General features: G+C 61.1%; 9 protein-coding genes. 7 read left to right on the top strand and 2 right to left on the bottom strand.

Going from position 1 to position 12,100, the window contains the following annotated elements; genetic code table 11:
* Positions 1-316: 316 nt before the first annotated feature.
* Both ACIPY3_RS21505 and ACIPY3_RS21500 read right to left on the bottom strand, forming a co-directional pair.
* Positions 317-1,336 carry a sugar phosphate isomerase/epimerase family protein gene (locus tag ACIPY3_RS21505; protein WP_400337274.1) on the bottom strand — a complete coding sequence of 340 codons (1,020 nt, stop codon included), beginning with the start codon at positions 1,334-1,336 and terminating at the stop codon, positions 317-319.
* Positions 1,333-2,520 carry a Gfo/Idh/MocA family protein gene (locus tag ACIPY3_RS21500; RefSeq protein ID WP_400337272.1) on the bottom strand — a complete coding sequence of 396 codons (1,188 nt, stop codon included), beginning with the start codon at positions 2,518-2,520 and terminating at the stop codon, positions 1,333-1,335. The genes ACIPY3_RS21505 and ACIPY3_RS21500 overlap by 4 nt, the downstream gene beginning before the upstream one ends.
* 323 nt (positions 2,521-2,843) lie before the next feature.
* Here ACIPY3_RS21500 and ACIPY3_RS21495 point away from each other — a divergent pair, with 323 nt between their 5' ends.
* The 7 genes from ACIPY3_RS21495 (at position 2,844) to ACIPY3_RS21465 (ending at position 12,054) form a co-directional block, all read left to right on the top strand.
* Entirely contained in the window at positions 2,844-3,800 is a 957-nt protein-coding gene (locus tag ACIPY3_RS21495) for an aldo/keto reductase (RefSeq protein ID WP_400337270.1), read from the top strand.
* A complete protein-coding gene (locus ACIPY3_RS21490) occupies positions 3,797-4,804 on the top strand; it encodes an alcohol dehydrogenase catalytic domain-containing protein (RefSeq protein ID WP_400337268.1) in 1,008 nt (335 codons plus the stop codon). The genes ACIPY3_RS21495 and ACIPY3_RS21490 overlap by 4 nt, the downstream gene beginning before the upstream one ends.
* A gap of 72 nt (positions 4,805-4,876) precedes the next feature.
* Entirely contained in the window at positions 4,877-5,917 is a 1,041-nt protein-coding gene (locus tag ACIPY3_RS21485) for a sugar ABC transporter substrate-binding protein (protein ID WP_400337267.1), read from the top strand.
* A complete protein-coding gene (locus ACIPY3_RS21480; protein WP_400337265.1) occupies positions 5,914-7,425 on the top strand; it encodes a sugar ABC transporter ATP-binding protein in 1,512 nt (503 codons plus the stop codon). Before ACIPY3_RS21485 ends, ACIPY3_RS21480 begins: the two co-directional genes overlap by 4 nt.
* A 71-nt stretch (positions 7,426-7,496) precedes the next feature.
* The gene (locus tag ACIPY3_RS21475; RefSeq protein ID WP_400337264.1) at positions 7,497-8,540 is read left to right on the top strand and encodes an ABC transporter permease; all 1,044 of its coding nucleotides are present in this window, start codon (positions 7,497-7,499) and stop codon (positions 8,538-8,540) included.
* A 257-nt stretch (positions 8,541-8,797) separates the two neighbouring features.
* On the top strand, positions 8,798-9,823 hold the full coding sequence (locus tag ACIPY3_RS21470; protein WP_400337262.1) for a LacI family DNA-binding transcriptional regulator: 1,026 nt from the start codon (positions 8,798-8,800) through the stop codon (positions 9,821-9,823).
* A gap of 755 nt (positions 9,824-10,578) precedes the next feature.
* A complete protein-coding gene (locus ACIPY3_RS21465; RefSeq protein ID WP_400337260.1) occupies positions 10,579-12,054 on the top strand; it encodes an APC family permease in 1,476 nt (491 codons plus the stop codon).
* Positions 12,055-12,100: the final 46 nt, after the last annotated feature.

The following is a 12,100-nucleotide window of genomic DNA, read 5'->3' as shown; positions in this document are numbered from 1 at the left end:
TCCAAACCCACACCAACATCATTCGGGTAGATATCGACGCTGATGCGCCCAATAGTAAGAAGCTCGTGGGTCACGACAATCGCAAACCTTTCTAAGGTGGAACTCCGGTGTGATGCGGAAGGGTGGTGCTTGAGGCGAGCGGATTGGTCGGCTCAGGCTTGGCCCGAATCGGAGGGTTGAAGTGCCTGCACGTCGGCTCTGACGAGCAGGCAGGTGCCTGGTAGGCGGGCTGGACTTGCGGAGGTGTTGGCGGTCGGCCTTCACATGAGTTGGCGGGGAGTGGTGGTGGTCTCGTCGCGGAGCACCCCACCATTTCCTATGCGGGGATGTTCAGGGATGCTTCGAGGGCCGCGTCGGCGTCGCGGAGGACCTTCGCGGCGACCTGGAGTCCTTCGATGCGTCCCAGCGAGGTGTCTTCGTGTTCGATGTTGACCAGCATGTTGGGGTCTACTTCGTGGAGGGCGCGGAGGAACTCGGTCCAGTAGGCGGTGTCGTGGCCGCGGCCCAGGGCCAGGAAGTCCCAGGCGGAGTTCTTGGGCCATTCGTTGGCCCACTCGTCACCGCCCAGGTTGGTGCGGTTCTCTTCCGGGGAGAGCCTGCGGAAGCTGTTGTCGAGCACGCCGTAGAGTGCTGCGTTGTCCGTGTTGACGCGGACGTCCTTTGCGGCGGCCTGGAACACCAGCGGGCCGAGTTCGCGGATCACGGCCACGGGGTCCATTTGCTGCCAGAACAGGTGGGAGGCGTCCAGTTCAACGCCCACGTGGGTGGCTCCGGTGAGTTCAATGAGCTTGTGCACGTCGGCGGTGTTGAACACGATGTTCTGCGGGTGCAGTTCCAACGCGACCTTGACGCCGTGGTCTGCTGCGAGGCGGTCGGTTTCCTTCCAGAACTCCGCGGCCACGCCCCACTGGTAATCCAGGACGTCCAGCGCGGCGGAGTTCCAGGCGTTGACCACCCAGTTCACCACGGTGGCGCCGGGTTCGCCGCCGGGCAGCCCGGACATGGTCACTACCCGGTCCTGGCCAAGACGTTGCGCCAGGCGGATGGAGCGGCGGATGTCCTCGGCGTGCTTCTCGCCGATTTCCCGGCGCGGGTGCAGGGGGTTGCCGTTGCAGTTCAGGCCGGCGATGGACACCCCGGTGCCTTCGAAGATCCCGAGGTAGTCATCGCGGGCAGCATCACTTTCGAGAATCTGGTCGAACGTGGGCACATGAACGGCAGGAAGGAACCCGCCGGTGTTGATCTCGATGCCGGTCAGGCCAAGATCGGCGATGACCTTCAGGGCTTCGGGAAGCGGGCGGTCGTGCAGGATCGCGTTGTAGACGCCGAGTTTCATAGCGTGATCTTCTTTCCGTTGTTCAGGGCGGATTCGGTGACGGCACCGAGGAGTTCCATGTTGCGGACGCCCTCGTCGAACGTGGCGCAGCGGGGCAGCGATTCTGCTTCGGACAGGCCGGCGATCTCTTCGAGGAAGGCGCGGGCCTGGTATCCGAAGGCGTCGTTCTGGCCGAAGCCCACCTCGGGGGCGTCCATGGCGAGGCCGCCGGCGATGTAGGGGTGGCCCGGTCCGAGGATGACTTGGCGGTACCCGTTCTGGATACCGGAGTCGTCGTTGAGGAAGAGCTGGATTTCGTTGGGGCGGCGCTGGTCGAACTTGGCTCCGCCGTTTTCGCAGAACACCTCGAACTGCAGGCTGTTGGCGTGCCCGGCAGCAACCCGGGACACTTCGAAGCTCCCGGCACCGTTGGCGAACTCGGCGTTGAAGGCCGCGTAGTCGTCGTTTTCCACGGCCTCGAAGGTGTCGCTGACGGCAACGTGGTCGTGGCCCATCACGGCGGCCAGCGGCAGGGGGCGCTTGTCGATCGCGGTAGCCAGGCGGCCACCGCTGACAGACTGGATGTCGCCGCACAGGAATTCGGAGACGTAGGTGAGGTGGCTTCCGACGTCGGCCAGCGCACCGGAGCCGGGTCCGCCCTTGTAGCGCCAGCTCATGGGAGCGGAGGGGCTGAAGCCGTAGTCGGTCCAGTACCGGCCGCTGAAGTGCAGCACGTTGCCCAGTACGCCGTTCTGGATCAGTTCACGGATGTAGGCGATGCCGGGGGTGCGGCGGAACGTGAACCCGATGCGGGCCAGGTTGCCACGGGCCTCGGCGGCTCGTGCGGCGTCGGCCATGGCGCGGGCGTCCTCCAGGGTGTCGCTCAGCGGCTTCTCACACAGCACGTGCTTGCCGGCCGCCAACAATCCCTCCACCACTTCGCGGTGCAGCGAGTTGGCGATCACCACGCTGACCACGTCGATGTCGTCGGCCTCGGCGATCGCCTGCCACGAGGTGTCGTTGCGCTCGTACCCGAAACGGCGGGCTGCCAGGGAGCCGAACTCAGCGTTGACATCGCCGATCGAGACGAGGCGTACCTGGGGCAGCACGGGGCTGTAGAGGGCGGATGCCGTGCGGTAAGCGGCGGCGTGGGCCTTACCCGCCATGCCTGCACCGATAACGGCGACGCCAATGTCCTGTGTCATGTTTTTCTCCCTTGAAATCCACCGCGGTCCGAAACGAAGTTGTCTCAGCCGTCCATTCTGCCCTACTTGGAGCGCTCCAGATCAGAGTAGAACCCGAGATTTGTCCTGTCAATGGGTGCATTGATGATGAAAGGATCTTCCCGATTCCTCCGAGGATTCTAGGAGATGTACTCACAACACTCGGGGTTTTTGGCAGGGAATTTGTCAGCACCTATGGACAATCTGAGGCATTTGGTGCAAGGATTCTGGTCAATGGTTTGGAGCGCTCCTAAGAATCTGATTCGGGAAGCGCGTTCGCCGCTCGTTGACAAGGAAGTTGAACGATGAAACATAGCCAACTTGGCAATACTGATCTGATGGTTTCGCCGCTGGCCTTCGGGACGGGGCCGCTGGGCGAGCTCTTTGGCCCGCTGACTGAAACAGACGCCCTCAAAGTAGTCCACGATGCCATTGACCTCGGCATCAACTTCATTGACACCTCGCCGTACTATGACAGTGCTGAAGAGCGTCTGGGCAAGGCGCTGGTCGGTCGGCGATCCGAAGTTGTCCTGGGTACCAAAGCCGGACGATACGGGGTTGATGACTTCGATTTCTCGCCGGCCCGGCTGCGTCGAAGCGTGGAGAACAGCCTCCAGCTTCTGCGGACGGACTACGTCGATATCCTGCAGTTGCACGACATTGAATTCGTGCCGTTGGGTCCCCTCTTTGAAGATTCGTATGCCGAGCTGGTCAAGCTTCGCGACGAAGGCAAGTGCCGGTACATCGGCATGACGGGCTACCCGGCGGCAACGATGGCCCGCGCCATGCAGGAAACCCAGCTCGATGTTCTCCTTACGTACTCCCATGCGACGTTGCTGGATGACACCCTTGAGCGTGAACTGGCTCCGATCGCAGCCGAGCAGGGAGTTGGTCTCATCAATGCTGCCGCCGTGGCCTTGGGACTGTTGACCCCCCACGGATCCAGCATCGGCAGCGGACATCCCGCCACCGGGCCTGTCAGGGACGCTGCGGCCAAGATGGTCGCCCACGCGGCAAGCCGCGGCGCCGACATCGCGTTCATCGCCAACCAGTACGCGATCCAGCGCTCCGGCTGCGCCACGACACTCATCGGCACCGGCAAGATCTCCCACCTCCGTTCAGCAGTTAATGCCATTGAGACCGAAATCGATGAGCAACTCCTTCAGGAGCTCCTGGAACTCCGTCCTTCTGTTGAGGAGCGCACCTGGACCAGCGGCCTGGATGAAAACAACACCCACGCTGTGACGAAGGAGAACGCATGAAAGCGATCGTCTTCGAAGCCGACGGCGAACAGTTCATCGATGTTGCCGAACCCGAACTACAGCCCGGGCAGTTGATGCTTGACGTTGCCTTCTGCGGGATCTGTGGAAGTGACCTCCACGCAGGAGAACCTGACTTTCACCCCGGGACGGTCATGGGCCACGAGTTCTCCGGCGTCGTTTCCGGGATTGGACCGGGAGTCAAGGGTTGGTCCGTGGGGGACCGGGTCTGCGTGAACCCGAACGGTGGCTGGTGCGGTACCTGCACGTTCTGTACCGCGGGGGAGGTGACCATGTGCGCTTCCATCTGGGACAACGTGGTTGGTTTGGCCCAAAACGGCGGGTTGGCGAGCCGGGTTGCCGTTCCGGCGCGGATGGTCCATCGCCTGCCTGACTCGGTGTCCTTGGAAATGGGGGCCTGGGTGGAGCCGCTTGCAGTGGCGTTGCGCACCGTTCGCCGCTCGGAAGCAAGCCTGGGTGACACCGCAGTTGTTTTCGGTGCCGGTCCGATTGGGCTGTTGGTCACGATGCTTCTTCGAGCCGCCGGACTTTCCCAGGTGACGGTAGTGGAGACCTCCCCCGAACGGCGTGCCAAGGCTCTGGAAGTTGGTGCCACGGAGGTGTTGGACCCGATCCAGACCAATCCCGTGGACTACTTCGCGGACCCGGTGACGGCTCCCGCCTTTGCATTCGAGTGCACAGGGGTCGCCCAAGTGACTGCCACGGCTGTTGGCGTCCTGCGCCCGCATGGTCGGCTGACCGTGACGGGCTTTGCACGGAACCCACCGACATACCAAGCCGCTGACCTTCTGTTCAAGGAAATCGATATCCGCGGCAGTTTCATCTACGTAGAAGAATTCGCCATGGCCATTGATCTGCTGGCCAGGGGGGTTGTCGACGTAGCACCGCTCATCAGCGGGATCGTTGACCTCAGCGGCGCTGCCGAGGCCTTCACCAACATGCGTTCCTCCCCGTCCGCTGTGAAGTACCTCATCCGCCCAAGCTGAGCCCTCAGCACCGTCCTTATCCTCACACCCGTAGTGCGGGCACCGTCGCCCGCCATAGCAAAGGAAAAGAAAGTGACCTCTCCAAACACCATCACCCGTATGGGTATCGCAACGGCCTTGGGTCTCGCCGCAACCCTGAGCTTCACCGCATGCGCATCCACCACGCCCTCCAACGGCAGCAGCGCCGGTGGAGCCACCATCGGATACGCCGGTTCCAAGCTGACTGATCCGTTCCAGATCGCCCTGACCAAGGCAACACAGAACGAAGCAACGAAGCAGGGTGTCAACCTGCTTCCCCCCACCAATGCCAACGCTGACCCTGCCAAGCAGGTCACCGACATTCAAACGACCTTGGCCAAGAGCCCGAAGTCACTCATCATTAACCCTGTGGACGCCAAGGCCATCGTTCCGGCCATCCAAAAGGCCAACAACCAAAAGGTCCCCGTCATTACGGTGGACCAGGCACCCGAGAGCGGCAACGTCGCAATGATCGTCCGCGCTGACAACCTGGCTATGGGCAAGCAAGCCTGCGAGCAGATCGGCAAGGCCCTTTCCGGCAAGGGAACCGTTCTTGACCTGCAAGGCGATCTGAGCTCTACTAACGGTCGTGAGCGCAGCCAGGGTTTCGCCGACTGCCTCAAGTCCGAATTCCCCAACATGACCGTGGTCCAGAAGCCCACGAACTGGGAGATGGATAAAGCCACAAACGCTGCCCAGACCCTGCTCAGTTCCTCCAGCATTGACGGGATCTTCATGGCCAGTGACTTCTTCGTCCCCGGCATCCAGAAGGTTCTCCAGGACTTGAACAAGTGGCAGCCGGTCGGCACCCCAGGGCACGTGGCCTTGGTCGGAATCGACGGAACGTCGGATGCACTCAAACTCATTCGTGACGGCTACCAGGACGCCACTATCGCGCAGCCGTTGAACGACTACGCCAAGTACAGCATCCAGTACGCCAACGAGGCAGCTACGGGTAAGACCTTCTCCGAAGGTCCGACCGATCACGGCAGCACGATCACGAAGAACTCCGCAGGACAGCTGGCAGACTCGTTGCCTTCGCCCGTGGTCACCAAAGCCAACGCCGACGACAAGACGCTCTGGGCCAACCAATGAGCATCAACACCCAGCCCGCCCTTGAAATCCAGGGCATTACCAAACGTTTCGGGACCACGCTGGCCCTGGACGACGTCTCGCTCACCATCAACCGCGGCGAAGCCCGGGCGCTCCTTGGTCGAAACGGCGCAGGAAAATCCACACTGATCTCGATGATCACTGGCCTGCTCACCCCCGATGACGGAGACATCACCTTCCCCGGAAGTCCGGAAACGGCAGGTGTACAGGACAACGTAGCGTGCGTCTACCAGCACAGCACTCTCGTTCCGGAGCTAACAGCCGCCGAGAACATCTCCCTCGGGGCCTACCCCAAAGGAAAACTAGGACTCGTCAACTGGCGCGCCATGCGTGAGAAGGCCGTCAGGCTCCTTGAGGAATGGGGTATCTCCGAGGTCAGTGACATGCCCGTCATCGAACTGGACCCGCTTCACCGCAAGATCGTCGAGATCTGTCGCGCGGTCAGCAGCGGGGCCAGGATCCTCCTCCTGGATGAGCCGACGGCCGGCCTTGACGGTGACGCCACCCGGACGCTGTTCGAACGCATCGGGGACATGCGCGATCGCGGCATCACCGTGGTCTACGTATCCCACTACCTCGAGGAAATCTTCGAAGTATGCGATTCGGTTACCGTCCTGCGTGATGGTCGGGTGGTCCATACCAAGAGCCTGGAAGGCCTAAGCGTCCGCGACATCGTAGAGGCCATGGTCGGCGGGGCCGTTGACGCGGCCGCCGAGACCAGCGGAACCCCGGCGGACCCCTCCGCCTTCGGCGCTCAGCCAATCTTCACGGTCACCAACCTGGACGTGGGGGACATCGTCAAAGACTTCAACGTCACCATACGGCCAGGAGAATGCGTCGGCCTCGTCGGGCTCGACGGATCCGGAATTTTCCAAGCCGCAGACGCCCTTGCAGGCCTCCTGCCGGCGACCTCGGGCACTGTCGACGTTGATGGTCGCACAGTACCGACGGGCGATGTAGGGAGAGCCATCAATTCAGGAATCGGGTACCTTCCCGGGGACCGGCACGACGCCGGATTCATCCCTGAGATGGCCAACGAAGAAAACGCGACCCTGACCATCCTCGGCCGGCTCCGCAACTCCGTCCGGCTCATTGACGGGGCACGCCGACGGGAAGTGTACGGAGATCTCGCGAGGAAATGGGAGATCAAGGCACGCTCCGGATCCCAGGCAACGATCGAACTCAGCGGTGGCAACCAACAAAAAGTTGCGTTGGCACGCACCTTCGCCTCAGACCCGAAAGTGCTCATCCTCGTCAATCCCACCGCAGGTGTGGACGTCGCAGCCAAAGGATCGATCGTTGCATCCGTCACCAACGCCGTGCGGGGTAACGACCGCGCAGGACTGATTGTTTCCTCTGACGAGAGCGAATTCTCCGGCTGCTCACGCCTTCTGGTCATGTTCCGTGGCCGCCTTGTCGGCGAACTCACCGCTCCCTGGACCGAGAGCGACCTCGCCGCCGCAGTCCAAGGCGACATCGCCCTGGCATGAATTCCCTCCCACATCCGAAAGTCGAGAACACCGTGAGTACTACAACACCTCCAATTTCTGGATCGGCCACCGTGCCGACCCGTTCCTCGGGCAACAATCAGCGGCGTTGGTCCGCCTTCGGCGGAAGCCTGCGCGAATTGGCGCTCATCCCCGTCATCGTCGTCGTAGCCGTCGTCGGGACCGTCTTCGTTCCGTATTTCGCCTCGGTCGACAACATCGTCAACAACATTTTGTCCACCTCTGCAGTTCTCGGCGTCATGGTGATCGCCCAAAGCATCATCCTGATCAGCGGCTACTTCGACCTGTCCATGCAATCTGTCGTAGGTCTTGCCCCCATGCTGGCCGTATGGCTTATCGCCCCCGCGACAGCAGGCGGCTCCGGCGCTGACCTGCCCTCCTGGATGGCACCGTTGATCGTTCTCGGCCTCGGCGCAGTGGTCGGACTGATCAACGGTTTCCTGGTGGGCAAACTGCGACTGAACGCGTTCATCGTGACCCTCGCAATGCTCATCCTCCTGCAGGGCTTCACCTTGGGCATCTCCAAAGGCCAGACCTTCTCAAACCTCCCCGAGAGCATGGCCTTCATCGGCACAACCTCACCGCTTGGCGTTCCTCTCGACGTCTGGATCCTCGTAGTGGTCGTCGCAGTCGCCGCAGTGTTCATGCGCTACATCCCCACGGGCCGGCGGATCTACGCCATGGGCGGTAACGAAAAAGCAGCCAAGGCCGCCGGTGTCCGTACCTTGCGCATGACTGTTGGGCTGTTCGTCTTCGGCGGCGTCATGGCCGGCTTCGCCGGCGTCCTTCTGTCCACCCGCATCGCGTCGGTCACCGCCAACCAAGGCGAAAACCTGATCTTCACCGTGTTCGCGGCAGCAGTTATCGGTGGCATCAGCCTCGACGGAGGCAAGGGCTCCATCATCGGCGCAGCAACCGGTGTCCTGCTCCTGGGAATGATAAACAACATCCTCGTCCTCTCCAACGTCCCGTCCTTCTGGATTGACGCCACCTACGGCGCGATCATCCTTGGTGCACTTCTGATCGGAAGCGCCGAGGTGCGAGAAACAGTCTTGTCACCATTTCGCCGGAAAAAGACCGAAGCAGCTCCGAGGTAACCTAACCCGTTACTGAGGTTTGCTCTCAACACCCACGTTGGTAAAGGCAGCAATCCAACAGCCCGGGCCACCATCCGCTTGAAACGAGCGGCCGGCGGCCCGGGCCGGGCCGTTAAAGCTGATGCGATAATCAGTTTGGTTGCCTGGCGCTCTACCGCAGGTACCGCGCAATTCCAGCTTCAAGGCATACGGTAAGGGCACCAGCGGTAATCAGGTATCTGGTTGACCAACGCCGCTCGAAACGAAAGGCCTCCTTCATGACCGCGCACGCCGCCAAGACCCGCCGTCCAACCATCTATGACGTCGCGGAGCGCGCAGGAGTGTCCAAATCGTTGGTCTCTTTGGTGCTGACCAACTCGCCGTCCGTGCGCCCCGCCAAACGCACTGCCGTACTGGCAGCAATCAAGGAACTGGGCTACCGCCCCAGCCGTGCTGCAACAACCCTGGCGAGCCGGGAAACAAAGAACATAGGCCTTGTCATCGATGACTACAGAAACCTCTGGTTCGTTGACCTGCTGCGGGGCATGCAGCAAGAACTCAAACCACTCGGCTACCAGGTCACCGTTGCCGACTCCTCATCTGCAGATGACCCGGGACAAGGAACGGTAGAAAGACTTCTGTCCATGCATCTTGCCGGACTCGTAGTTGCCATGGACGAACCGCGCGAAACACTCGCCACCGGGCCTTGGACACCCACCGTCGTCGCAGGCTGGCGCGAGAACCTGCCTGAGGGAGCCGACCTCATAGCCAACGATGACGACGCCGGTGGTCGCCTGGCAGCCAACTACTTGCTGGAGCTCGGCCATACCAAAATCGGACACGTGACCGGCTCAGGGGCCGCGGCCGCACACCGCTGGGCGGGCTTCCACTCCCGCACGGCCGAATCTGGTGTCCCCCTGAGGATCTGGGGACAAGGCCACGGAACAACAGAGGAGGACGGCTACCAAGCCGCTTCAGCGTTGCTGGCGCACTTTCCAGACACAACCGCCATCTTCGCCGCAAACGACACCATGGCGGTCGGGACCCTGGCCGCCATCAAAGCCCGGGGACTCTCCGTCCCGATGGACATTTCCGTGCTGGGCTACGACAACTCGCCCGCAGCCCAATCCCGCTACCTTGACATCTCGTCAATTGACGACAAAAGCGAAGAAGTCGGTACGCTAACAGCCAAAGCTCTCATGTCCCGCATAGCCGACCCCGACAGGACACCACTGCGGACCTTCGTCCAACCTGAACTCATTCCACGCGGCACAACGTCCCGGCTGGAACCCGCAAGAAACTGATTCCTTGGAATTCCAGCGGACCAACTCGAGCTTCTCAACTGTCAATCAGTCGTCACCACCTAGGAGACCTCGACCAAAAAGCTGCCCTGACTAGCGTCAGGTTAGAGCGTAACTCGCATTCACTGACATCGGTTCATCGGGCCCTTGATCCCACCTGATAGTTGGAGAGAACAAAATCAGACCGGGGAACCCAGGGGAAAAGTTGAAGAATCCGAAGATCCTGAAGTTCATGGTTCCTCAGCGACCGCGGGCGGGCTAAGTCCTTTGCCGCCTCCAACTCCCGGCCTGAAGCCAAGTGAAGACGCCTCATTTCAGGGTCGCATTCCTCTTGTCAAGCGGTTTCAGCGTCAGGTTCGGGTGCTGCTTATTTGCCTCACTGCCGCGACGGCTCGTGGACGTGTATTCGGGAGATGGGCGGTCCGGTCGTTTATTCGGGCGAGCAAGTACCGCCTTGTCCTTGGGCAGGAGCCACTCGCCACCACGATTCTGATACTTACTTGTACCTTCAGGATACGTCTGCCGGACATTCCAACCCTTATACAAGACACAAAACCATCGCCCAAGTCGCTGCGACCATCGATGTTCCTCTTGACAGTAATCCTGATCACTTGTTTAGATTGAGCCACAACTTCTGAACTTTTGTTTAGAAACTGAATGGGGTTGGAACACTGCCGTTCCTCTTCCCTTCACTTTCCGGGAGGCTGGTCTCCTGAGCCCCAGATCTGCTGACCCCCACAGCATCGAGAGGACGCAAAGTGTCTCAATTAGCATCACCACAGAACAAGGAAGCCGTTCCCACTGTTCATAACCTCAAGCGCAGCTTGGGTCGGTTGGACATGATTTTCCTGACCGTAGCTGCCACGATCGGCATCGACACCATCGCCCAGATCGCAGGTCTTGGCGGAGCGCAGGCTTTCACCTGGGCTGTCGTGTTGGTCGTGACGTTCATGTTCCCCTACGCGCTTGTCATGGCCGAGCTCGGCAGTACCTTCTCCCAGGAAGGCGGGCCCTACGTTTGGGTACGGCTCGCGCATGGGAAGGCGGCCGCAGCTGTTTCGACCATGTTCTACTGGATCACCAACCCTGTCTGGCTGGGCGGGTCCCTGGCATTTATCTCGGCAGCCACCTGGACCACGTTCATCCAGCCCATGGAGGCAGGAAGTTTTGGGGACTACCTGTTCAAATTCATCTTCATTTGGGTGGCGATCTTCGTCTCCGTCATCAGCCTCCGGTTCGGCAAGATCCTTTTGAACATCGGCGCCATCGTCAAAGTCGGGCTGTTGATCTTCTTCGTCATTTCCGTGGCCATCTATGCCGGGGCCAACGGGGTCCGGGGATACGGTGCCGGCGATTTTTCCCCGACGCTGCAGGGCTTCCTGGAGGTGACCCCGGTCCTGCTCTTCGCCTTCGTCGGCTTTGAAGCTCAGAACGGCGCGGCTGAGGAGATGCGCAACCCCAAGAAGGACGTCCCGAAATCGATCGCTGTCTCGGCGGTCGTGTCTGCTCTGTGCTATCTCGTCCCTATCTTCGCGATCCTGGCGGTGCTTCCCGAGTCGGAGATCACCGGTGCCGGTGGCCTGCTGGAAGCCATGGCTACAGTCTTCAGCGTCTACGGTGACGCGACACCGGCGATGATCGCGATCGCGGCGCTCCTGTTCATTTTCGTTGTGCTGACACAAGGTGCTGCGTGGATGATCGCCTCGGACCGGGTCCAAGCCTCCGCGGCCGCCGACGGTGCGTTCCCACGCTACTTCGGTGTCTTCAATGCCCGCTTCGGAACCCCCGTCCGGGTCAATATCCTCTCCGGTGTCATCGCTACCGAATTCATGGTTTGCGCCTCACTCTTCCTGCAGAGCGACGGCGCATCCGCTTTCGCTGTTGTGCTCGGCATCGCAGTGACCACACTGCTGATCAGTTACTTGTGGATCTTCCCCACCATCATCCGGCTCCGGAAAGTCCAGGCCGACGTCCCCCGTCCCTACAGCGTGCCGGGAGGCAAAGCCGGGTTGTGGCTGTGCACCATCGTCATAACCGCCTGGGTTGTCCTTGGCACCTGGTCAGCCATCTTCCCCGGAACCATCCAGCACGCACTGGGCCTGCCGTATGACTTCGAAGAAACCTGGAGCATGTCCCAGTTCGAATTCGAAGCCTTCACCCTCGGCACCCTTGCCGTTATCTCACTGATCGCACTCGGCGGATACGCGCTGGCCCGCAAACGCGACACCAACTGACCAACACCAGCACCACCTGCAATCCAATTCTTTTTTGAAAGGCTCC

The sequence above is a fragment of the Paenarthrobacter sp. NPDC089714 genome, from assembly GCF_044748905.1.
Taxonomy (GTDB): domain Bacteria; phylum Actinomycetota; class Actinomycetes; order Actinomycetales; family Micrococcaceae; genus Arthrobacter.
Note: the sequence above shows the minus strand (reverse complement) of the source record. Positions and strands in the feature narration are given on the sequence as shown.